21 protein-coding genes are annotated in these 23,115 nt (G+C 58.3%); 12 read left to right on the top strand and 9 right to left on the bottom strand.

What is annotated here, in order from left to right; all coding sequences use genetic code 11:
• Positions 1-5: 5 nt before the first annotated feature.
• Positions 6-134: a hypothetical protein gene (locus FIV08_RS19880; protein ID WP_267313113.1), complete on the bottom strand. Its 129-nt coding sequence runs from the start codon at positions 132-134 to the stop codon at positions 6-8.
• 90 nt (positions 135-224) lie between these two features.
• Between FIV08_RS19880 and FIV08_RS01525 the strand changes: the two genes are divergently transcribed.
• Together FIV08_RS01525 and FIV08_RS01520 are read left to right on the top strand one after the other, a co-directional pair.
• Entirely contained in the window at positions 225-677 is a 453-nt protein-coding gene (locus FIV08_RS01525; protein ID WP_152437127.1) for a hypothetical protein, read from the top strand.
• An 83-nt stretch (positions 678-760) separates the two neighbouring features.
• Positions 761-1,723, top strand: a complete 963-nt coding sequence (locus FIV08_RS01520) for an SLAC1 anion channel family protein (RefSeq protein ID WP_152437126.1) — start codon at positions 761-763, stop codon at positions 1,721-1,723.
• Between the two features lie 42 nt (positions 1,724-1,765).
• Here the strand turns inward: FIV08_RS01520 and FIV08_RS01515 are convergent, their stop codons facing one another.
• Positions 1,766-2,311 carry a rhodanese-like domain-containing protein gene (locus FIV08_RS01515; protein WP_152437125.1) on the bottom strand — a complete coding sequence of 182 codons (546 nt, stop codon included), beginning with the start codon at positions 2,309-2,311 and terminating at the stop codon, positions 1,766-1,768.
• Positions 2,312-2,559: 248 nt separating this feature from the next.
• Between FIV08_RS01515 and FIV08_RS01510 the strand changes: the two genes are divergently transcribed.
• From FIV08_RS01510 to FIV08_RS01485, 6 genes are all read left to right on the top strand, one after another.
• Positions 2,560-3,609 (top strand): cytochrome-c peroxidase, encoded by a 1,050-nt coding sequence (locus FIV08_RS01510; RefSeq protein ID WP_152437124.1) that lies wholly within the window; start codon positions 2,560-2,562, stop codon positions 3,607-3,609.
• Positions 3,610-3,764: 155 nt separating this feature from the next.
• On the top strand, positions 3,765-4,502 hold the full coding sequence (gene nfsA / locus FIV08_RS01505; RefSeq protein WP_152437123.1) for an oxygen-insensitive NADPH nitroreductase: 738 nt from the start codon (positions 3,765-3,767) through the stop codon (positions 4,500-4,502).
• Positions 4,503-4,608: 106 nt separating this feature from the next.
• Positions 4,609-6,126 (top strand): malate dehydrogenase (quinone), encoded by a 1,518-nt coding sequence (gene mqo, locus FIV08_RS01500; protein ID WP_152437122.1) that lies wholly within the window; start codon positions 4,609-4,611, stop codon positions 6,124-6,126.
• On the top strand, positions 6,123-7,283 hold the full coding sequence (locus FIV08_RS01495) for a Re/Si-specific NAD(P)(+) transhydrogenase subunit alpha (protein ID WP_152437121.1): 1,161 nt from the start codon (positions 6,123-6,125) through the stop codon (positions 7,281-7,283). The genes mqo and FIV08_RS01495 overlap by 4 nt, the downstream gene beginning before the upstream one ends.
• The gene (locus FIV08_RS01490) at positions 7,283-7,570 is read left to right on the top strand and encodes an NAD(P) transhydrogenase subunit alpha (RefSeq protein ID WP_058092994.1); all 288 of its coding nucleotides are present in this window, start codon (positions 7,283-7,285) and stop codon (positions 7,568-7,570) included. The genes FIV08_RS01495 and FIV08_RS01490 overlap by 1 nt, the downstream gene beginning before the upstream one ends.
• Before the next feature lie 2 nt (positions 7,571-7,572).
• The gene (locus tag FIV08_RS01485; protein WP_152437120.1) at positions 7,573-8,970 is read left to right on the top strand and encodes an NAD(P)(+) transhydrogenase (Re/Si-specific) subunit beta; all 1,398 of its coding nucleotides are present in this window, start codon (positions 7,573-7,575) and stop codon (positions 8,968-8,970) included.
• On the opposite strand, the gene FIV08_RS01480 is transcribed toward FIV08_RS01485, so the two are convergent.
• From FIV08_RS01480 to FIV08_RS01465, 4 genes are read right to left on the bottom strand one after another with little or no spacing between them, the layout of a single operon-like run.
• Complete coding sequence (locus FIV08_RS01480; protein ID WP_152437119.1) at positions 8,971-9,642, bottom strand: LutC/YkgG family protein; 672 nt, start codon at positions 9,640-9,642, stop codon at positions 8,971-8,973.
• On the bottom strand, positions 9,642-11,084 hold the full coding sequence (locus tag FIV08_RS01475) for a LutB/LldF family L-lactate oxidation iron-sulfur protein (RefSeq protein ID WP_152437118.1): 1,443 nt from the start codon (positions 11,082-11,084) through the stop codon (positions 9,642-9,644). The genes FIV08_RS01480 and FIV08_RS01475 overlap by 1 nt, the downstream gene beginning before the upstream one ends.
• Positions 11,081-11,908: a (Fe-S)-binding protein gene (locus tag FIV08_RS01470; protein WP_152437117.1), complete on the bottom strand. Its 828-nt coding sequence runs from the start codon at positions 11,906-11,908 to the stop codon at positions 11,081-11,083. Before FIV08_RS01470 ends, FIV08_RS01475 begins: the two co-directional genes overlap by 4 nt.
• 60 nt (positions 11,909-11,968) lie before the next feature.
• Positions 11,969-13,663, bottom strand: coding sequence for an L-lactate permease (locus FIV08_RS01465; RefSeq protein WP_152437116.1), 1,695 nt, complete (start codon positions 13,661-13,663; stop codon positions 11,969-11,971).
• A gap of 218 nt (positions 13,664-13,881) precedes the next feature.
• Between FIV08_RS01465 and FIV08_RS01460 the strand changes: the two genes are divergently transcribed.
• Positions 13,882-14,667: a GntR family transcriptional regulator gene (locus FIV08_RS01460; RefSeq protein ID WP_152437115.1), complete on the top strand. Its 786-nt coding sequence runs from the start codon at positions 13,882-13,884 to the stop codon at positions 14,665-14,667.
• Positions 14,668-14,782: 115 nt separating this feature from the next.
• Here the strand turns inward: FIV08_RS01460 and FIV08_RS01455 are convergent, their stop codons facing one another.
• Both FIV08_RS01455 and FIV08_RS01450 read right to left on the bottom strand, forming a co-directional pair.
• Positions 14,783-15,541, bottom strand: a complete 759-nt coding sequence (locus FIV08_RS01455; protein ID WP_152437114.1) for a putative 4-mercaptohistidine N1-methyltransferase — start codon at positions 15,539-15,541, stop codon at positions 14,783-14,785.
• Between the two features lie 28 nt (positions 15,542-15,569).
• On the bottom strand, positions 15,570-16,715 hold the full coding sequence (locus FIV08_RS01450; RefSeq protein ID WP_152439566.1) for a mechanosensitive ion channel family protein: 1,146 nt from the start codon (positions 16,713-16,715) through the stop codon (positions 15,570-15,572).
• 212 nt (positions 16,716-16,927) lie between these two features.
• Between FIV08_RS01450 and FIV08_RS01445 the strand changes: the two genes are divergently transcribed.
• The 3 genes from FIV08_RS01445 to FIV08_RS01435 all read left to right on the top strand — a co-directional run bounded on the left by FIV08_RS01445 (position 16,928) and on the right by FIV08_RS01435 (position 22,512).
• Positions 16,928-19,402, top strand: a complete 2,475-nt coding sequence (locus FIV08_RS01445) for an ExeM/NucH family extracellular endonuclease (RefSeq protein WP_152437113.1) — start codon at positions 16,928-16,930, stop codon at positions 19,400-19,402.
• 122 nt (positions 19,403-19,524) lie between these two features.
• Positions 19,525-21,345 carry an NAD nucleotidase gene (nadN, locus tag FIV08_RS01440; RefSeq protein ID WP_152437112.1) on the top strand — a complete coding sequence of 607 codons (1,821 nt, stop codon included), beginning with the start codon at positions 19,525-19,527 and terminating at the stop codon, positions 21,343-21,345.
• Between the two features lie 147 nt (positions 21,346-21,492).
• Positions 21,493-22,512, top strand: a complete 1,020-nt coding sequence (locus FIV08_RS01435) for an LLM class flavin-dependent oxidoreductase (RefSeq protein WP_152437111.1) — start codon at positions 21,493-21,495, stop codon at positions 22,510-22,512.
• Here the strand turns inward: FIV08_RS01435 and FIV08_RS01430 are convergent.
• On the bottom strand, positions 22,479-23,018 hold the full coding sequence (locus tag FIV08_RS01430) for a glutathione peroxidase (RefSeq protein WP_152439565.1): 540 nt from the start codon (positions 23,016-23,018) through the stop codon (positions 22,479-22,481). The genes FIV08_RS01435 and FIV08_RS01430 overlap by 34 nt on opposite strands.
• Positions 23,019-23,115 lie beyond the last annotated feature (97 nt).

Here is a 23,115-nt window from a genome sequence, read left to right as displayed (position 1 = left end):
AGCGGCTAGTGCCGTTCCTCAAGATCTTCGTAACCGGTGATCATGGGCTTGATCTGACTGGTCACCGTCGTGCCAATGGTGGCCATGTAGACGTGGGCAGACAGTCCGGGCACTACCCTGAATTTGCATCTCACTCTTTCGCCCGACAGTGACAATGTCACTGAACTCGCTCCCATCGCCGCTCTATATTGGTAAGCGACATACTCACTCAAGGAGCCCAACCAATGACAAATATTCTCAAACTTTTCACCCTGGCCGTTCTGGTTACACTGGCACCGATGCACGCGATGGCCGCTAGCCACGGGAACAAAGGTAACGCCGTAGAAGAAGTTCTGGTGATTCTGTCCAGCGACTCCCTCCAGACTCAGGGCATGGCTATGGTGCTGGCCAATACCATGGCGGAGAAAGGCGCCAAGGTTAACGTGCTGCTGTGCGATGAAGCCGGTGACCTGGCTCTGAAATCCTATGAAGGCGAAGCCCTGGCACCGCGTAACGTGACGCCCGGTCAAATGCTGCGTGGACTGTTGAAAGCGGGTGGTACTGCACACGTTTGTGCGCTGTACCTGCCTAACAGCGACCACGGCAAAGACGACCTGATTGACGGTATTGGTGTCGCCATGCCGCCGCAGATGGCCGACCAGATGCTAGACCGCAAAATGCGCACCTTCACCTTCTGAGGTGATCGGGTAGCCGCGTTATAGCGACAACGCCAGCCCTAGGGCTGGCGTTTCAGGTTCTAAACAGACAACTGAGGTAAACAATGGCCCAAGCTGAATCCTCCCGCCTGCAAAACTTCCCCGTCTCATGGTTTGCCACGGTGATGGGCCTGGCCGGCCTGACCATTGCCTTGCATCGGGCCGAGGCGGTCTTTGGCCTTCCCTCAACCGCCAGCCTCACCGCGTTGGTTCTGACCATAACGGTGTTTACCAGCCTGGCATTGCTCTATGCCCTGAAGGCGGCACGATACCCTCAGCAGGTGAAGGCAGAACTGAACCACCCGATCAAACTCAATTTTGCTCCGACCATTTCCATCGGGTTGATTCTGATCAGTATTGCTCTGCTCCCTCACCGTCAGGGCGCGTCTCTGATTATCTGGGGTTTAGGCACAGTACTGCATCTGGGTTTCACGCTTTACGTGCTCTCGGCATGGATTCACCACACTCACTTCGAGATCAACCACATGAACCCGGCCTGGTTCATCCCGATTGTCGGTAACATTCTGGTGCCCATTGCCGGGGTGCAACATGGTTTTACCGAGCTTTCCTGGTTTTTCTTCAGCATTGGCCTGGTGTTCTGGCTGGTGTTACTGACCATCATCTTCAACCGGATGTTTTTCCACCACCCGTTGCCTGGCAAGCTGCTACCCACATTGTTCATCCTGATCGCGCCGCCGGGAGTAGGCTTCGTGTCCTGGCTCCAGCTTACCGGTGAACTCGACAGCTTTGCCCGGGTGCTTTATTACAGCGCCCTGTTTCTCACCCTGATGCTGTTTACCCAGGTGTCGCGATTCCTGAAGTTGCAGTTTTTCCTGTCCTGGTGGGCTTATTCGTTTCCGATGGCCGCCATCACCATCGCTACATTAACCATGTATCAGCGCCTGGACAGCCCGTTCTTCAAATGGCTGGGCGTTGGCCTGCTGTTAATTCTGGTGGTGTTGATCGCGGGGCTTGTGCTGAGAACGGCGATTGCCGTACGCCGACGGGAAATCTGCATTGAGGAATAACTGGAAGAGAACGGGTGCCTGCCATCGCAGGCACCCCAACGATTAAGGACGGTAGATTTTTTCCGGGTTGGCTTTGGTAGACCAGGGCATTCCGGAATTCTGCCAGCCATTCTTCAGGCGCATGCCCTTCTGGGGGCCTTCTTTCAGGGAGTCCCCCTGGAAGCCGTGATCCACATACTTCACGTTGGTAAAGCCGCGCTCCAGCAAATAGTCTGCGCTGGGCTTACCACGGGCAGAACCTGAACGACACATGGTGATGATCAGCGAATCCCGATCCAGGCCCTTTTCGGCCAGCGCGGCGTCCACCTCGGCGACGAAATTTTCATTGATGTCCATGGCGAAGACGGCTTTTTCTTCATTGAACCGGGTGCGATCCACCACCTGGAACGGAATGTTCAGATCCACCGCATCGGTAAAGCCGATGAACATGATTTCCACTGGGTCCCGTACGTCAATGAACAGCACCTGGTCACCCTGTTCCTGAACCATATCGAGGGTTTCCTGTGGTGTCACTGACAGCGCTTCCTCTGCCTGGGCCGTGGTCACCAGGCCAAAACTGAACAGCAACATCACGAGTAACGATTTCATGGCAATCTCCTGTTTTGAGTCTAGGATCTCTCTTCGAGCATAACGATATAACCTACCATTTTACACCCACCAAACCGCTTCGTTCAGCGGCGAAATGTCGCAGCTAACCCTGAATATCCACGACAAAAAGTGAAAATTGACAGACATCAATTATGACGCCAACTCTGACCGGTTTTCCGTGCAGTTGCCGGGGCATTTGTTAACTTTGGTTCAGAGAGACCAGACCTGTCTCATAAGGAGAGTGAACCATGATAAAACGTCCGTTAACCAAAGCCCTGATTCTGAGTCTTGGATTCATGGCAGGTTCCGCTGCCGCGGATCAGCTGCTCGACCGGGCCAGAAGCACCTTCGAACCGATTCCCAAATACCCGCCAGTGATTGACGGCAACGAGCTGACCCAATCCAAGGTGGAACTGGGCAAGATGCTGTTCTTCGAACCGCGCCTGTCTTCCAGCCATCTGATCAGCTGTAACACCTGCCACAACGTCGGTTTAGGCGGAGATGATTACTTGCCGGTGTCCATCGGTCACGGCTGGCAGAAAGGCCCCCGTAACTCCCCGACGGTATTCAACGCGGTGTTCAACGCAGCGCAGTTCTGGGATGGCCGGGCAGCCGACCTTGCCGAACAGGCCAAGGGCCCGGTTCAGGCGGGCGTGGAAATGAGCAGCACGCCGGAGCGAGTGGTTTCTACCCTGAAGAGTATGCCGGATTATGTTGAGCGCTTTGGCGATGCCTTCCCGGGACAGGATGACCCGGTAACCTTCGATAATATGGCCATTGCCATCGAAGCTTTCGAGGCAACCTTGATCACTCCGGACTCAGATTTCGACAAGTACCTGCGTGGCAACACTGAGGCGATGAATGAAAAAGAGAAAGAGGGACTGGCCCTGTTCATGGATCGTGGCTGCGCGGCCTGCCACAGTGGTGTGAACCTGGGTGGCCAGGAATACTATCCGTTTGGTCTGGTCGAACGCCCAGGCGGTGCCATTCTGCCCGAGGGTGACCGCGGCCGCTTCGAAGTGACCCAGACAGCCACCGACGAGTATGTGTTCCGTGCCTCGCCACTGCGCAACATCGAACTGACTGCTCCGTACTTCCACTCTGGTGCGGTTTGGAGCCTGGATGAAGCCGTCGCTGTAATGGGTACTGCGCAGCTGGGCACTGAGCTGAACGACAGCGAGGTTCAATCCATCGTTGCCTTCCTCAAGACCCTGACCGGTAACGTGCCGGAAATCCGGTATCCGATCCTGCCGCCGAGCACAGCCACTACCCCCCGGCCAACCGATATGGTGCCGTGATCGTCTGATCGGCTGACATCGTTTACAGCGCGCCTACGGGCGCGCTTTTTCGTTCAGGGCACGGGGCCATACGAACAAATCCCCACCTTTGTCCTGTTGTGTCCGTCCTGATAAGCAAGCTATCGTCTGCCTTTACCTGCAGCAGATGAGGTCCTATGAATCCGACCATTGAACTCCTGAAATCCCATCGCTCCATCCGCAAATTCAAGGATCAGCAGATTCCCCGGGAACTGTTTGAAGACCTGATCCGTGCCGGGCAATGCGCAGCTACCTCCAACCACGTCCAGGCCTACACCATTATTCATGTGGTCAATCCGGAAAGCCGTCGGAAACTGGCAGAACTGGCTGGGGGGCAGACCTATGTGGAAAGCTGCTCGGATTTCCTGGTGTTCTGCGCCGATATGAAGCGGGCCACCGAATCGGCAGAGAAAGCCGGAGCGGATGTGATTCGTGGTATGACCGAGCAACTGCTGGTGGCCAGCATTGATACCGCCCTGATTGCGCAGAATGTGGTGGTAGCGGCTGAATCGGAAGGACTGGGTATCTGCTACATTGGCGGTATTCGCAACAACCCGCAGGAAGTGAGCGATCTACTCAAATTACCGGAACATGTGTACCCGGTATTTGGTCTGTGCCTGGGCTATCCGGACCAGCAACCGGAAGTGAAGCCGCGCCTGCCTCTGGCAGCCATTCTCAAGGAAGACAGCTACGACGACTCAACTGACGAGCGGCTGGTCGCCAGCTTCGACGATACAATGGCCCGCTATTACCGCGAGCGCACCGGCGGCAACAAAGACACCAGCTGGTCTGAACAGCTCAAGCCGCTGTTTACCAGCAAGCTCCGGCCGCACATGAAGGAGTTCCTGAATAAAAGAGGCTTCGGCCTGAAATAGGTCGGTTTTTTCGATCCTTTAATACCAAGAAACACGATTTTTACGAACCAGACGTTCGACTAAAGTATGAACCCTTTTATTCGTTTGCTACCGAAAGGGTCATACTATGGCGAGCTTCGATACAGATGTACTTCTGATTGGCGGCGGCGTAATGAGCATTACGCTGGCGTCTCTTATTTCACAGCTGGACAGCTCGCGCTCGATGACACTGGTCGAGCAGGGCCGGCAATTGGCCGGCGAGAGCTCCGACGCCTGGAACAATGCCGGAACGGGTCACGCAGGCTACTGCGAGCTCAACTATACCCCGGCACAGGGCGATGGCAGCGTCGCCATTGACAGGGCGCTGGCCATCAATGAGCGGTTTGAGGTATCCCTTCAATACTGGAGTTCACTCGTCGAGAAGGGCCTGCTGCCGGGGCCTGAAAACTTTATCCGCAGCGTACCGCACCTCAGTTGGGTGCAAGGCCAGGACGACTGCCGGTTCCTGCGCGCCAGGCACCGCGCATTGCAGACCCACCCACTTTTCCAGGGTATGGAATTCACTGATCAGGATTCGACGCTCTCAGACTGGCTGCCTCTGATCCACGGAGCGCAGCAAACATTCACACCCTCGGCAGCCACCCGCGTAACGCATGGCAGTGATGTCAATTTCGGCTCGCTGACCCGCCTGCTGGGGCGTTCACTCACCCAGTCCGGGGCCTGCGATATCCGCCTTCAGCGCCGGGTGACGGGGCTTGAACGTCACAACCGCGGATGGCGGGTGACGCTTACCAATCATGAGAGTGGCGAACAACAGGTTCTCACGGCCCGCTTTGTCTTTATCGGCGCCGGTGGCGCCGCGCTGCCCCTGTTGCAAAAAGCGGGGGTTCAGGAAGCCCGCGGGTATGGCGGCTTCCCCGTTTCCGGACTATGGCTGGCTTGCAATGACCAGAGCCTGGCTCTCCAGCACAACGCCAAAGTCTACAGTCAGGCCCCGGTGGGTGCTCCGCCCATGTCTGTTCCGCACCTCGATACCCGTTTTATCAACGGTAAGGCTGCTCTGCTGTTCGGTCCCTTCGCCGGTTTCACAACACGCTTTCTCAAAGAAGGTGGCGTGATGGATCTGGTTCGGTCAGTAAGACACCACAACCTGAAGCCGCTGCTTGATGTGGCTATCCACAACTGGCCACTGACCCGCTATCTGATCAAGGAGTCGCTCAGCCCGAAATCATCGCGCCTTGAGCAGCTGCAGCGTTTTATCCCGGACATTGATCCCGACGCCTGGAAGCTGGTGAGAGCCGGGCAACGGGTGCAGATCATTAAACCCGATAGCCAAGGCCGCGGTTTACTGGAGTTCGGCACGGAAGTCCTGAGCACCAGCGATGGCAGTCTGGCAGCGCTGCTGGGCGCCTCCCCCGGCGCGTCCACCTGCGTCGCCGCCATGCTCGATGTGATAGAGCGCTGCCTGCCCGAACTGGTTCAGGGCGCCTCCCTACAAACCCTTCAGGCACTGATCCCCAGCTACGGCCAGTCGCTGCAGCAGGATCACCAGCTTCTGGCAGACATCCGCAAGCACACCCTCAGTACCCTGGCATTGGGTAATGGCATGGAAAACACTCAAACTGAACGGAGCCTTTACGCATGATGATTGGCATACCCCGAGAGCGAGTCCCGAATGAGAACCGGGTCGCTATCATACCCACCGGTGTTTCGACGCTGCTCGAAGCTGGCTACGAAGTCATCGTCGAGAGCGGCGCTGGATTGGCCGCACACTTTACCGATGACGATTATCGCCATGCCGGCGCAATCATCGCTGACGATGCCAGTGCCCTGTATCGGCAAGCATCCGTCATTCTAAAAGTGCTGGCCCCCACCCTCGAGGAAGCCGATCTTATTCAGGAAGAGAGTACGATCATCAGCTTGCTGAACCCATGGTTCAACAAGCCACTTCTGGAGCGGTTTGCGTCCAGAAAAGTACAGGCATTTGCGCTAGACCTCGTGCCCAGAACAACCCGGGCGCAGCCGATGGATGTGCTGAGTGCCATGGCCGGCATCAGTGGCTATCGAGCCGTGCTCAGCGGCGCCATGGCACTGCCACGATACTTCCCGATGCTGATGACCGCCGCCGGCACCATTCACCCGGCGCGGGTACTTGTCATCGGTGCCGGCGTCGCCGGATTGATGGCCATCGCTACCGCGCGGCGCCTGGGCGCCGTAGTCGAGGCTTACGATCTGCGACCAGAAGTAAAAGAGCAGGTTCAGAGCCTGGGAGCCGATTTTATCGAAATTCAGGTGCCATCATCGGAGACCACCGGCGACAGCGGCTATGCAAAAGCCCAGAGCGAAGCCTTCTATACAGCACAGCGCCAGCAACTGGCAGATTGTGTTGCACGGGCGGATATGGTGGTCACGACCGCGGCGGTTCCAGGCAAACAGGCACCGAAACTGATTAACAGCGACATGATTCATCGCATGAAGAGTGGCTCGGTGATTGTCGACCTGGTGGCCGATAAAGGTGGCAACGTAGAGGGCACCGTGCTGAATAAAAAAATCGTGGTGGATGGGGTAACACTTGTCGGGCACGCCAACCACCCTTCCCGGGTGCCGGTTCATGCCTCCCAACTGCTGACCAGGAACATAACCGCCTTCCTTCTCAACATGACCAAAGCCGGGCAGCTTGTTCCCAACTTTGACGACGACATTGTGTCCGCAACCCTGGTCACCCAGGGCGGACAGGTGCTTCACGGCGCTGAGCCTTCCGCCCCAAAAAACGAACCCACCGAAAGCAAGGAAACCGCCTGATGGAACTGTTTGTTCTCAGCTTCACCATTTTCATTCTGGCACTGTTTGTTGGCATTGAACTGATCAACAAGGTGCCACCAACACTCCACACGCCATTGATGAGTGGCACCAACGCCATTTCCGGGATCGTCATCGTGGGCGCCATCATCAGCGCTGGCAGCTCGGACCTCTCTCCCAATGTTGCCGGCGTACTCGGTTTTATCGCCGTGACTCTGGCAAGCATCAACATTGTAGCCGGCTTTATGGTTACAGATCGCATGCTGAATATGTTTAAGCGAAAGGGATAATCATGTTTGCACTAATCAACCTGTCTTACCTGGCTGCGGCGGTTTGCTTCATTCTTGGCATTAAAGGCATGACCCGCCCGAAAACCGCGGTTCGCGGCAACCAGATCGCCGCCATCGGTATGCTGATCGCCGTTGTTTCCGCCCTCCTGCACCAGGGAATCATCAACTACACCGCTATCCTCGCCGGTATGATTCTAGGCGGCAGTATCGGTATCTGGCTGGCCCGGCGCACCGCCACCACCGAAATGCCTGAACTGGTGGCCAGCCTGAACGGTATTGGCGGGGGCGCGTCGGTCGCGGTGGCCGCCAGCACCTGGATTCAAACGGTTGCCTCGTCCGGTGCGGGCAGCAATGGCTGGACGGCAGCGATTCTTGTCTCAATCATTATTGGTTCGGTGACATTGACCGGCTCAGTGGTGGCCGTGTTGAAACTGAAAGGCAACATTGGGGACAGCCGCAATAACCGCCTGTGGCACAGCGTCACACTGATCACACTGGTCGCAGCTCTGATTGGTGCCGTTCTGTTCACGACCGAAGCCAGCACCAGCCCGCTGGCACTGGCTGCACTTATCGGCCTTTGCCTGCTGCTCGGGGTTGGGCTGGTCCAGCCGATTGGCGGTGCCGATATGCCGGTGGTGGTGGCACTTTTGAATGCCTACTCGGGGCTTGCCGGCGCCGCAACCGGTTTTGTGCTGGGTAACCAGGGGCTAATCATCACCGGTTCTCTGGTGGGTGCATCGGGGCTGATCCTGACGGCCATCATGTGCAAAGCCATGAACCGTTCCCTGCCCAACGTGCTATTCGGTGGCGTCTTCGGCGCCACTGGCAACAGCGCCAACAAGCAGGACGAAGGCGAGTTCTATGATGGCAAGGTGAAATACGCCACGCCTGACGATCTGGCCCTGCTACTGGATGGCGCCCGCAATGTGGTCATGGTGCCGGGTTATGGCCTGGCGGTGGCGCAGGCCCAGCACGCGGTCAAGGAACTGGCCAACCAACTTGAGGGCCGTGGTGCGAAAGTCAGCTACGCCATTCACCCGGTTGCCGGGCGCATGCCGGGGCACATGAATGTGCTGCTGGCGGAAGCTGAGATTCCCTATGATCAGCTGAAGGATATGGAGGCGATCAATCCGGAACTGCCTCAGGCCGATGTGGCCATCGTGCTGGGAGCCAATGACGTGGTGAACCCGGCCGCCGCCGAAGATCCGAACTCGCCCATCTTCGGCATGCCGATCCTGGATGTTCACAAGGCAAAAACCGTGGTGGTGGTCAAGCGAAGCCTGTCCGCTGGCTTCGCGGGCATTCCCAACGGCCTGTTCATTCGGGACAACAGCCTGATGGTGAAAGGTGATGCCAAGGAAGTACTTCAGGCAACCACCACCGCAATCAAAGATCTCTGATCAGGCGTCCTCAAGGATGAGGACAACCAGTTCCTTCGGGCCATGGGCCCCGTACGCGAGCACCTGCTCGATATCTGCGGTTTTGGACGGGCCGGAGACCAGCAACAGGTTCGTCGGTAAACCGGCGGACCAGTTGTGCTTCTGCATCATGCCGTACAAGTTGTCTTCCACCTCACTGGCCTTAAGCAAGGCTATGTGCAGCGGCGGCAGCAGGCTCATCAAGCGAGGTTCGTGGCGATCCGGCCAGAGCACCAGAGAACCGGTGGCTGCAATGCCCCCCACAGTACCAGTTATGCTGGCATCCACCTTCCAGAACAGCTCATCTTTCCATTCCTCGATGGGCCGGTCATAGACCATCAACTGAACTTTCGCACTGCTTCTCTGCCAATGCACCGCCAGCTGTCTGCCATGGGCGGTGCCTGGGGCGTATAGCAGATTGCCCAAACCTCGGCTCTCCAGCAATTCCTGCACTTTGGCAGGCCACTGGGCACTGGTGACCTGATGAACCTCGGTGTGTACCGCTTCCATCAAAGAGCGCAGGCGGGTAATCCGGTCTTCCGGGGCATACTGCCAGGGGTTGGTAACCAGACCCTCGTCGAAATCATCAGGCCGGGGCGTGGTGCCGGCCAGGCCGGCACGAAGTTTGTTCAGAATATTGCTGCGGGCGCTCATCACCGATCCCCCTGATTCAGATGGGCTTTGGCCAGATCGTGCAACGACCGGCGGGCCGGCACCGGTGCTGAGTGGTTCTCGGTCCACGGGCCGACGTTTTTCGGTGCCAGCTTGCGCAAGCGGGTCGCGCCCCACAGGAACAACCGGTAGAACATCGGCGAAGTGTTCAGTCTGGCCCAGAAGCGCCAAATCACACGCTCTTTGCGGGAGTATTTGGCACCGCCGTCTTTCACTTTCGGCTGCTCCGCCGGGCTTTTCACGTTCTCCTGCCGCAATCGCTGTAGCATCTCCGGAATCGGAATCTTCACCGGGCACACTTCGCCACAGGCACCACACAATGACGACGCGCTGGGATGATCCGGCACCTTGTGCAGGCCCACCATGTGCGGCGTAATGATCTTGCCGATCGGCCCCGGATACACCTCGCCATAGGTATGGCCGCCCACCCGGGTATACACCGGGCAATGGTTCATGCAGGCGCCGCATCGGATACAGTTCAGGGTCTGGCGCAGCTGGGCATCGGCAAAGGCGCCGCTGCGGCCGTTGTCGAGCAGCACCAGGTGGACTTCTTCCGGGCCATCCAGCTCATCCGCCTTGCGGGGGCCGGAGATCATGTTCACGTAGGTGGTGATGGGCTGGCCCAACGCGGAACGGGTCAGCAGCGACAACAGGGGCACCACGTCCCGCAGGTTTTCCACCACCTTTTCAATGCCGGTGACGGCAATGTGCACCGGCGGCGCGGTGGTACTCATGCGGCCATTGCCTTCATTTTCCACCAGCAGCAGAGTGCCGGTTTCGGCGATGGCGAAGTTAACACCAGACACCCCAACGTCCGCTTCCAGAAATTTCTGGCGCAGGGTGCGCCGGCCGATCTGGATCAGCTCGTTCACATCCTCGGTTTCTTCCACGCCCAGCTTGTCATGGAACAGTCTGGAGACCTGGAAGCGGTTCTTGTGAATGGCCGGCATGATGATGTGGGAGGGCTTTTCGCCATCCAGCTGGACGATGTACTCGCCCATGTCGGACTCCAGGCACTCGATATTGCGCTCGGCCAGGTAGTCGTTCATCTCCATTTCTTCGCTGACCATGGATTTGCCTTTCACCACCTGAGAGCCCTGTTTCGCCTCGATGATGGCGTGCACAATGCGGTTGGCTTGTTCCGTGGTCTCGGCCCAGTGCACCTTCACACCGTTGTCGGTCAGCTTGGCTTCCAGCTGTTCAAGTAGATCCGGCAGCTGAGACAGGGCCCGGGCTTTGATGTGATTGCCCAGCTCCCGCAGGCCCTCGCGCTCGTGTTCATCCGGGAACGCATCGGCGCGCTTTTTCATCAGGGAGTCCATGGCCACCCGAAAGTTGGTGCGCAGCTGGTCGTCCGCGAGGGCGCCCACCGCACGGCCACGGAAGCTGTCGGTCAGTTCTTTGACCGGTATGCGCTGGCTCATGATGTCACCTCACCGCTGACCCGCTCCCACAGGAAACTGGCCAGATGCCGGCCCCGGAAGGCCTGTTGCTGTTTTTCCAGGGAACCATTGATGTTGAGCAGGCAGCCGCCATCGGCGGTGATCATTTCCGCCGCGCCAGATTCCCGCAGCGAACGGGTTTTGTCCAGCACCATGGCGCCAGAGACTTCCGGCATACGCACGGAGAACGTCCCGCCAAATCCGCAGCATTCGCTTTCGTGGTCGTGGTCCAGACGCTCTACGTTCGCCAGCTTGCCCAGCAGCTCACGGGCGTGCAGGTGGGTATTCATTTCCCGGCGGGCAGAACAGGAGGTGTGCAGGGCAATCTGCGTGGGCTGGCCCAGATCCTGCCAATCCACCTTGCACACATGCAGCAGAAACTCGGTCAGCTCGAACGTGCGCTCGGCCAGGCTTTCCACTCGCTTGAGGGTATCCGGCTCTTCAGCAAACACCTCCCGGTAGTGCTGCCGGAACATGCCGGCGCAGGAACCAGAAGGCACCACCACCGGCAAGTCGTTATCCAGCAGGTTGAGCTGTGCCCGCGCCACCTCCCGGGCCTCGTTCACGTAACCCGAAGTCCAGGCGGGCTGGCCGCAGCAGGATTGCGCCTGGGGAAAGTGCACGCGAATGCCTTCCCGTTCCAGCAGGCGGATGGCATCCAGCCCGGCTTCGGGGAAGAACAGATCCACCACGCAGGTACCAAACAGCGTGACCTCCGTCGGCTTGGCCGGGTAGCTCCGGGGCTTGGGGCGCTCCGGGGCCACACGGGTAGCGTTCGGGGCGGCATCGTAGAACAGCTCACTCATCAGTCATTGCCTCCGGGCGATACGGCCACCGGCCGCTCGCCCGTCATCGTTATGTCAGCGTTACCGGCCCATTAACGGGTCCATCACACCCAGGCCATAGGCCGCCAGCAATGCAATCAAACCGGTCGCCAAGAGGTAGTATAGGGTCGGCCACACAGTCTTGCGCAGGGTCTGTCCTTCACGGCCCAACAGGCCAACCGTGGCTGAGGCCGCCACCACGTTATGGATGGCCACCATGTTACCGGCAGCGGCACCCACGGCCTGCACCGCCACCATCAGGGCGGTGGACAGGCCAAGGCTTTCAGCAACACCAAACTGGAACTGGCTGAACATCATATTGGAGACGGTATTCGAGCCCGCCAGGAAGGCACCCAGCGCCCCCACTGTCGGAGCCAGTAGCGGGTAGATGCCGCCAACCGCGTCGGCGGCCCAGGTGGCCATGGCCAGCGGCATACTGGGCAAATCGGACATGTTAACGCCCGAGTTGATCAGGATCCGCACCATCGGCACCGTAAACAGCAGAACAAAGCCTGCACTCAGCAACACACCGCTGGATTCCTTGACGGCATTCCCAAGGGCACGAGCGCTCATGCGGTGAATGAAGAACGTTGCCAGAACAACCATCACCAGGATACCGCCCGGCAGGTACAGAGGCTGAACACCGGCATTGATGCCGGCCTCACCCAGAATATTCGAGAACGATACACCAACGCTGGTAAAGGCCTGTTTGATCGGGTCGACGGTCCGGCTCAGTACCAGCACGACGCCCACCAGTACATAGGGCACCCAGGCGCGGAAACCGCTCATCGGCTTGGCCGCGATGTCTTCGAGCTTCATCTCGATACTGCCCAGCCACTCGGAGGGCCAGTCCTTGCGGTCGGCAAAATCCCAGGCGTTTTTGGGCATCAGGAAGCCCTTCTTCGCCGCCATGGTCACGATCGCCAAACCAATCAGGCCACCCAGCAGAGACGGAAATTCCGGCCCCAGAATCACACCGGTCAGCGCGTAGGGAACCACAAAGGCAACACCGGCAAACAAGGCAAACGGCAGCACCTCCAACCCTTCTTTCCAGCTTTTGTTCCTGCCGAAGAAGCGGGTCATCATGGTCACCATCAGCAATGGCATAACCACACCAACAATGGCGTGGGTAATGGCGACTTCCGAGGTAATCAACTGCAGGTAGGCCTCCCAGTTGGAGCCCACGGCCTCCAGTCTTTCGGTAATCGTGGCACGGTCGAGACCCGTGGTTACCCCAACCACCACAGGAGTGCCCACGGCACCAAAGGACACCGGCGTGCTCTGCACCATCATGCCCAGCATCACCGCCGCCATGGCCGGGAAGCCAACCGCGACCAGCAAGGGCGCGGCAATAGCCGCCGGCGTCCCGAAGCCGGAGGCGCCTTCAATAAAGCTACCGAACAGCCAGACAATGATAATCGCCTGAATACGGCGGTCCGGGGTGATGTTGGTAAAGCCCGCCCGAATGGTGGTGATGGCCCCCGAATGTTTCAGCGTGTTCAGCAGCAAAATAGCGCCGAAGATAATCCACAGCAGACCAATGGTAATCACCAGACCCTGCAGGGTAGAGGCCAGAATTCGGTTCAGGGTCATATCCCAGGCGCTGTAACCGATCAGCGCAGTAACCAGGAACACCACGGGCATGGCGCGGCGGGCAGGCCAACGCAGGCCAATCAGGAGGATTCCGGCTAGCAGAATCGGGGCAAATGCCAGCAGGGCGAGCAATCCGGACGACATGATTTTCTCCAGGGTATTGTTGTTGGATACTATTTTTGGATAATTGGTAATACCAATTTACAAGTCTGTCCAAGTACGTTATTTGAACACCCTTTGGGCTGTCAAAAGCATGGCGTTCGACATTCGTCTAATTGCCTATGGGTTTTACTGGGAAAACAAGAACAAAGAAGGCTAATATTTATTGGTAAGACCAATTTATTGATCAACCGGAGCCGTACATGGCCATCAATCAGGTGGCGCCCAGGCGCCTCGCCGACACCATCGTTGAACAACTGGAAACCATGATTCTGGAAGGCACATTGCAACCGGGCCAGCGGTTACCTCCGGAGCGGGTGCTGGCAGAGCAATTCGGCGTGTCCCGGCCATCGTTGAGAGAAGCAATCCAGAAACTGGCTGCCAAAGGCCTGCTCCACAGCCGCCAGGGAGGGGGCAACTTTGTCACCGAAACGCTGGGTGCCAGTTTCAGTGACCCACTGATCAAGTTGCTGGAAACGCACCCGGAAGCCCATCGCGACCTGCTGGAATTTCGCCGCACGCTGGAAGCAGACTGCGCCTTTTACGCAGCGCAAAGAGCCACCGAAGTTGACCGCCAGTACCTCACTCAAGCCTGGACCGCCCTGGATGCCTGTTACCGCGACAGCTCCGGCAACAACCTGGAAGCCGAAGGCGCAGCTGATGCCCGCTTCCACATGGCCATCGCCGAGGCCAGCCATAATGTGGTGCTGATGCACACCATGCGTAACCTGTTCAACATGCTCAAGAACAACATCGTGACCAACATCGGCGGCATGTATGCCAGAGCCGCCAAAACCCGGCAGGGCCTGGTAGACCAGCATTCCCGGCTGTTTCAGGCAATTATGGAAGGAAGGGCCGAGGATGCCCGGGCCATTGCCGGCCACCATATCGAGTTTGTCCAGCAGACCATCTCGGAACACTCGGAAAACGAACGGCGAAAACAGCGGGCCTTGCGCCGGGAACGGCACAACGCTGACGAACAGACATAAAAAAGCCGGGGAAAACCCCGGCCAAAGCAATCACACGATGCACCAACACTATGCGTGTCGTCCTGATGAGTTTTGACGATAACCCGCCTACATGACCATTCAATGACAATGCCTGTTAATCCGGCAACTTTTCCCAGATGGTCAGTTCGGAAAAGCTGTGCTGGAATTTGTTGCGGGTTTCCCGGATCACGAACGGCAGGCTTCTGGGCTCGCCCAGCAGCCTGAAATGAGGCCCCAGCATGTCTTTAAGGCCATCGAGCGTGGTGAAAGGCTCGCCGTTCTTCATAAAACCGCCCACCCATTCGGATTTCGGCGTGTACTCCTCCAGCCAGGTATACGGCGAGGCAATGACCAACAAACCAAGATCGTTGATGCGTTCGTGAATACTCCCCAGAAACAACGAAGGTTTGTACAGCCGATCAATCAGGTTACCCGCCAGCACCAGATCGTAATCCCGGTAGTCAGACCCAAGATTGCACGCATCTCCCTGATGAAACGCCACACGTTGCGCTGCCTCCGCCAGCCCCAGGGTCGACAGCGCACGGGCCTGATAACTCACCAGATCTCCTTCCTCCGGCCTCGCGTAACGGGCCTCGCCGTCAGCCACGACTTCCCGGCATTTGTCGATAAACGTCTGCGAGAAATCCACTCCGTCCACATGGTCAAAATGCCGTGCCAGCTCCAGCGTCGTGCGGCCCACGGCGCACCCGATGTCGAGGGCCCGGCACAGTTCCCGGCCATCAAGGGCTTCCATGGCGGCGTCCGCCAGCTCTTTGGGAAAATTTGCTTCACCGTGCCAGGACTCTCCGAAGTGGAACTCCAGGTATTGCGCCAGAGTGGTGTTGTCTTCGTAATAGCCCGCCGGTCGGTTCATGGTTGTCTCCTGGTTAAAGCTCTTAAATTCACTTTTCCACCAATTTTGGATAAAGCGGTTCCACCAGGGGCTTCAAACCCTTGGCGTCGTCGATAAACAACTGAAGATGCGGGAAAGGTATTTCAATCCCGGCAGCATCCAGTGCCTCTTTAATCTGCTCCAGCACATCCGCCATGATTCGTGGCTGCACGTCCAGATTGTCCGGTGTAATCCATATCTTCACTTCCAGATCCACCGACGAATCCCCCAGACTCTTCATCACCACCCGGGGCTCCATCGCACCACCTTTCAGGACCTCAGGGTGGGAGAGAAGAACGGGCATGATCACCTCCCGCGCGGCCCGGGCCGATTCCTTATAGGCGATGCCCACCGGAATGTTCAACCGGGTTGCGCCCTCGGCACTGTAATTGACAATATCCGACGACGCCACGCTGTCATTGGGAATCATGGTGAATATGTTGTCCCGTGTGCGGAGCCAGGTTGTGCGCAAAGCAATTTTCACGACCTTGCCATCCTGACCGTTGATGCTGACCCAGTCACCGATCCGGAAAGGACGCTCTATCAACAACGTGATACCGGCGATAAAATTCGACAGAGTGGACTGTGCCGCAAAGCCAACCGCGATACCGACAATCCCCAGGCCCGCAACAATCGACAACACGTCAAACCCGAACTGGGCCAGAATCGCCACCACCGCAAAGGTCACCATCAGCACCGCGAACAGGTTCTCAATCAGCTGCCGGATGGATGGATCCATGCCATATCGGCCGATTGCCTCTTTCATCAGTCGAGCCAGTACCAGCCAACCCACAAAGAAGCCCAAGGCCATGAATCCCGCCCTCGCCATCGCTTTGAGAAACCCTGGGCCAGCCCCGAACTGGGCCAGAATCACCAACAACGCCCCAAGGGCAAACAGATATTTCAGGCCGGTCCGAACCTGTGAAAACAGTGCAGACTGAGATCGCCGCTTGCCAACAACGATTCGCAACGTACCAATAATCAACAGGTAACCACCGATAAACAGGCCCAGGTAGATAGCCGACACCAGCACCTGGCTGAACACGTAGACCGCCAGCTCAGCCCAATCCACCTGCCCACCGGCCATCGCCTCCAGGGTATCACCCAGGTTCTGTTTCAGTTGTTCTCCTACTGCCCCGGTAAAACCTTCAATCATGTTGGCTTCCTGTTTGTCATCGGTCAGTAACTGACGCCCGGTGCTTCGCGCTGTCATCGCTCAAAGCATAGTCGCGGATCTTCCCGTTGGCTGTTTTCCGCAAGCCACAGGATAAAAACCGGTCATACAAATCACACGCCATCGTCACAGATGTTCGCCAAATTGTCGGTAGCGGGCTTCCCGCTAACCAACAATGACTCAGGGACAGAACCATGACGATGAAGCATACACTTCTGGCAGCCACCATCAGCGGTTTGCTGGCCGGCCAGGCCCAGGCCGGCCTGGTGATCAGCGAATATGTTGAAGGCTCGAGCAACAACAAGGCTATTGAGTTACTGAACACCACCGATGCCAGCATTGATCTGGCCGCCTGGGAACTTCAGGTTTACTTCAACGGGTCGGACGTAGCTGGTCAGACCTTCAATCTGACCGGCAATGTGGCACCTGGCACCAACTTTGTGTTCGCCCACAGCAGCGCCGACCCGGCGATTCTGGCCGTGGCCGATCAAACCACCGGCGCCGGGCTGTTCAATGGTGACGACGCCGTCGTGTTGCTAAAGGGTGGCGCCGTGGCTGACAGTATCGGCCAGGTCGGTTTCGACCCCGGCAGCTACTGGGGCTCAGGGGATACCCGAACCCAGAACCGTACACTGCGCCGAAAAGCCGGTGCAGTAGCAGACACCAATCCGTTCGATACATACGACCCTGCCATCGCTTTCGATGGTTTCCCACAGGACGATTTTTCAGATCTCGGTCAAGCCGGCGGCGGCGATGGCCCACTTGAGCCAGAGACGCCAGACCTCACCTGTGGCGCTGAGGTAACCCGTATTTCCGAAATCCAGGGCCTTACGGACCAGAGCCCGCTGGCTGGCCATACGGCGGTTATTGAAGCGGTCGTCACCGCCAGTTTCAACAGAGACGGACAACTGGGCGGCTTTTTTATGGAAGAAGAACTGCAGCACAGGGATGACGATCCGAGGACATCCGAAGGCATTTTCGTCTTCGCACCCAATCTTGCAGTAGAGGCCGGCCAACGAATCCGAATCGCCGGCAAGGTAGTGGAATATCAGGGACTGACCGAGCTGACCGACATCATCGACAGTACCCTCTGTGGTTCCGGCGAGCTGCCCCCACCCGTATCTTTGACCCTGCCATGGCCGGATCTGGGTTCTCCGGAAGCCTTCGAATCCATGCGCGTCGTCTTCAATGAGGCGCTGGTGGTTAACGACAACTACGATCTTGGCCGATTCGGCAGCCTGACCCTGGGCAGCGGACGGCACTTCATTCCCACCAACGTAGCGCTGCCAGGCCCAGATGCCGCATTAGTCGCCGAAATGAATGGCCTGGACAGAATCATTCTGGACGATGGCAGTAATCGACAGAACCCCACCATCGTGCCTTACCCTTCACCCCAGCTCAGTGCCAGCCAGACTGTCCGCGCCGGTGATACGGTAAACGACCTGCAAGGCATTCTGGATTACCGGTTCTCCGAGTGGCGATTGCAACCAACCAGCGTTCCCAGCTTCAGCCAGACCAACCCACGGCCCACCGAACCACGGCTTGAGGAGCGGGGAAACCTGCTGGTGGCGTCGTTCAACGTGCTGAATTTTTTCAATGGTGACGGCATGGGCGGTGGTTTCCCGACCGCCCGTGGTGCCGACAACCCAGAAGAACTCAGCCGGCAGACTGCCAAACTCGCCAGTGCCTTAACCGCCCTGGATGCTGACATCATCGGTTTGATGGAAATTGAGAATGACGGCTACGACAGCAACAGTGCCATTGCCGAGCTGGCATCCACTCTGGGGAGCCATTGGCAGTATGTGAACCCGGGCCAGGCACAACTGGGCAGCGATGCGATCGCCGTCGGCCTGCTTTACCGGACAGACCGGGTTGAGACAGTTGGCGGCGCAGCCACCATTAGCACCGCCCCGTTCGACCAGCTACACCGCCAACCACTGGCTCAAACCTTCCGATTGATCGGATCAGAGGATGGCCTGACCATCGCGGTCAACCATTTCAAATCCAAGGGCTGCAGTAACGCTGACGGCGCCAACGCCGATCAGGGTGATGGTCAGGGTTGCTGGAACCCGGAGCGAACCCTGGCCGCCAACGCCCTGGCGGACTGGCTGGCTAACGATGCCACGGGCACCGGCGAACAGGATGTACTGATCATCGGTGACCTCAATGCCTACGCCAAGGAAGATCCGATTCGCGCCCTGAACGCACGGGGATATCAGGATCTCGTAGCCGTCCACGAAGGCGAACAGGCTTACTCTTACGTGTTTTTCGGCCAGGCAGGTTACCTTGATCACGCCCTTGCCAATGAAGCACTGGCAGGCAAGGTCAAGGACACCCGCATCTGGACCATCAACGCTGACGAACCCCGGGCGCTGGACTACAACACCGAGTTCAAGACTCCTGAGCAACAGGCCAGCTTCTATGCCCCGGACCCCTACCGCGCTTCCGACCATGACCCGGTGCTGGTGGCGCTTGAGATGGACACCCGCACCGCAGCCGACCGGGCAGACCTGAACGGCGACGGCCGGGTGAATGGCCGCGACCTCGCCCGCTTTATTCTTGCAACCCTGTTTGGTAAGGCCCCGGCGCCAACCTACGACATAAACGCAGACGGCAAAGTGGATGGCCAGGACTTCCTGGCTCTAGTGCACGCCATTCGAGGCCGATAATCCGGTCGCACAACACCTGCCCGCTGGCAGGTGTTGTGCCCTTCAAACTGCAACAAAATCATCACGGCTTTGACACCTCAACAACGCAGACTCCCTGTAGTCACCCAACAAGGAGTTCAGGCATGATCCGCAAAACCCTATGGATTGCATTACCCCTCGCTGCGCTGGCCGGTTGCAACAGCGACAGCAATAACAACGCCCCGGAAGCCAGCAGCTTTACCGCCAACATCCTGCACATCAACGACCACCACTCCCATCTGGAAGAAGGCTCCCAGTCCCTGATGATTGCCGGCAAGAGCACGTCCTTTCCGATTGGCGGCTTTCCACGAGTGGCCGGAAAAATTGCAGAGCGGGAAGCGGCCCTGGACAACGTTCTGAAACTGCACGCGGGCGATGCCATAACCGGCACCCTGTACTTTTCATCGTTTGAGGGAGAGGCCGATGCCCGACTGATGAACCAGGTGTGTTTCGATGCGTTTGCACTGGGCAACCACGAGTTCGACCGGGGCGATGAGGGGCTGAAGAAGTTCCTGGATCTGCTGGATAGCGGAAGTTGTCAGACGCCGGTACTGGCCGCCAACGTCAAGCCCCAGGTTGGTACTCCCCTGGCACCGATTGCCGAGGATGACTACATCCAGCCCTACGTCATCAAATCAATCGGTGGTGAGCAGGTGGCCATAGTCGGCATCGACATAGCCAATAAAACCCGCAACAGCTCCAGCCCGCTGGCGACCACCGAATTCCTCGATGAGATGGAAACGGCGCAGGCCATGATTGACGAGCTCGAGGCGTCCGGCATCAACAAGATCGTGTTGCTAACCCATTATCATTACGAAAACGACCTGAACCTGGCAGCGTCGCTGTCCGGTGTGGATGTCATCATTGGTGGTGATTCCCATAGCCTGCTCGGAGACTTCGATGCCTACGGACTGTCTGCTGCAGGGCCCTACCCAACAGAACTGACCAATGCCGATGGTAACAAAGTATGCGTAGCCCAGGCGTGGCAGTATTCCCGAGTGGTTGGCGAGCTCAGCGTTACCTGGGACGAAAACGGCGTAGTGACCTCGTGCAGCGGCACGCCCCACCTGCTCCTGGGTGATAACTTCACGCGCAAAGACGCCGAAGATAACAACTACCAGCCGGAAGGCAGCGAGCGCGCCGACATCCTGGCGGCCATCGACGCCGATGACCAGCTCAGTCTGGTAACCCCAGACCCAACATCCGCACAGCTGCTGGCCTACTACACCAACCAGCTGGATGACTTCCGCAACCGGATAATCGGAACCGCCACCGAAGATCTCTGCCTGGCCAGAATTCCCGGCCGGCCCTATGGGGATGACACGTGCGAAGGCGAAGACCCCAACCGCGGCAGCGACATCTCCAACCTTGTCGCCCAGGCCTTCCTGTTCCTTAGCAAGAACGCCGATGTGGCCATCCAGAACGGTGGTGGCGTCCGAACCGACCTGTTTGCTGGCAGCATCACGATTGGCGACGCCTACACACTTCTGCCGTTTGCCAACACCCTGACGGATCTGGCCATGTCTGGCGCGGAAATCCGGGCGGTGTTAAACGAAGCGGTTGAGTTTGCCCATGTTGAGGGCGGCTCCAGCGGAGCCTACCCCTACGCGGCAGGGCTGCGCTGGGAAGTGGACATGAACCGGCCGGAAGGCGAGCGCTTGTTCAACATTGAGGTCAACCCGCGTAATTCGGCCGAATGGCGCGCCCTGGCCGATGACGAGGAATTGAACGTGGTTACCAACAGCTTCACCGCCGGCGGCCGCGATGGGTATGTGACCTTTGGCGCGGTGTCTGACGACGGACGGGCAACCGATACGTTCCTGGATTATGCCCAGTCGTTTGTCGATTACGTTCTTGAGGTAGGCTCCCTGAGCAAGCCGTCCGCAGACGAATATTCAACCCAGAACTATATACCAGCCCTCTGAAGCAGCGCCCTGGTAACCTCCGGCCAGTCATTCCCGACTGGCCGGGCTTCACCTACCCTCCCGGTATACTTCTTCGCTATTCTTGAAATAGGCCGCCGACATCACCATGGTTGCCTGTCCATTGATTACAACAGCCACCGGAGAACTATGCCTACCCTGCCCGATTATTCCCTGCTCGAACTGGCCTCCGTCCGCGAAGGTGATTCGGTGAGCACCACACTGGCAAACAGTGTTGCCTACGCCCAACATGCCGAAACACTGGGCTTCAAGCGCTTCTGGCTGGCCGAGCACCACAACATGGAGGGCATATCCAGTTCCGCCACGTCTGTGCTGGTGGGCCATATCGCTGGCCGAACCAACACCATTCGGGTTGGCTCTGGTGGCGTCATGCTGCCCAATCACCCGCCATTGGTGGTGGCTGAACAATTTGGCACCCTGGAATGTCTTTATCCGGGGCGCATTGACCTTGGCCTGGGCCGGGCACCGGGTACCGACCCGATCACGGCCAGGGCACTACGCCGTGAAGGCTTGGGGGCAGAAAAGTTCCCGGAAGATGTTGCCCGCCTGCAAAGTCTGCTCGGCCCACTGCAACCGGGCCAACCGGTCAAGGCCATACCCGGCGCGGGCACCGAGGTGCCGATCTGGCTTCTGGGCTCAAGCCTGTTCAGCGCCCAGCTGGCAGCAGCGCGGGGCCTGCCCTATGCCTTCGCCGGGCACTTCGCTCCAAGGCTGTACCGGGAAGCCCTGAGGGTTTACCGGGATAATTTCCAGCCCTCCCCCCAATTAAACCGGCCCTACGCTATGCTCGCCATTCCGGCCATTCCGGCCGACTCCCTGGATCAGGCAAAGTTTCTGGCCACCACCAGTTACCAGCGCATTCTGTCTCTGTTCCGTGGCCAGCCCTTGTGGATGAAACCGCCGGTTGAATCCATGGACGGCCTGTGGAACGCCGGTGAGAAGCTCAGCGTACTGGATTTCCTGGCGTTACAGGTGATGGGCAACGCCGATGATATCCGCCACCAACTCGATAATCTGCTGGCGGATATCAACGTAGACGAACTGATGTTCACCGTCGATATCTATGATCCGGCGCAGCGACGCCATGCCCTTGATATCCTGGCGCAAACCCGGGATCAGAGCACCCCTTCGATGGCTTCCATTAACTGAGGATCGTCCGGGCGAACCCGGCTGGGGAAGCTGGCGGTAACCTTGCCGTCCCGATCCAGTACGTATTTGGTGAAGTTCCAGCGCGGCGGCTGGCTCTGACGGTTGATCTCGCGGAATACCGGGTTCGCCTGGGAACCGGTCACCGGCCCGGGCGCGATCATGGTGAAGGTGACGCCAAAGTTGACGAAACAGACCTCGGCGGCTTCTTCTTCGGTGCTCGCCTCCTGCCGGAAATCATCGCTGGCAAAGCCCACCACAACCAGGCCCTTGTCGCGGAATGTCTGATGCAGCGCTTCGAGGCCCTCAAACTGGCCGGTATAACCACAGCGGCTTGCGGTGTTCACCACCAGCATCGGCTGGCCGGCGGCCAGGTCACACAGGTTGACGGAATCCCTGGAGTGCAGCTTGCGCTGGTCATGGTCGAGAAAGGCGGGGCACTCGGCGGCCCAGGCCGGCATAACCGCAAACATAAGAGCGATCAGCGACCACCGCTGCCATAGTGTCATGTGCATTGTTAGACTCCTGTTCTGCTGAATACAGAGATACGACAGAGATGGGCAATCCGCTCATAACCTGGCTTCACGGCAAAACCCACGATTAACT

This window comes from Marinobacter sp. THAF197a (genome assembly GCF_009363275.1).
In the GTDB taxonomy this organism is placed as follows: Bacteria; Pseudomonadota; Gammaproteobacteria; order Pseudomonadales; family Oleiphilaceae; genus Marinobacter.
Note: the sequence above shows the minus strand (reverse complement) of the source record. Positions and strands in the feature narration are given on the sequence as shown.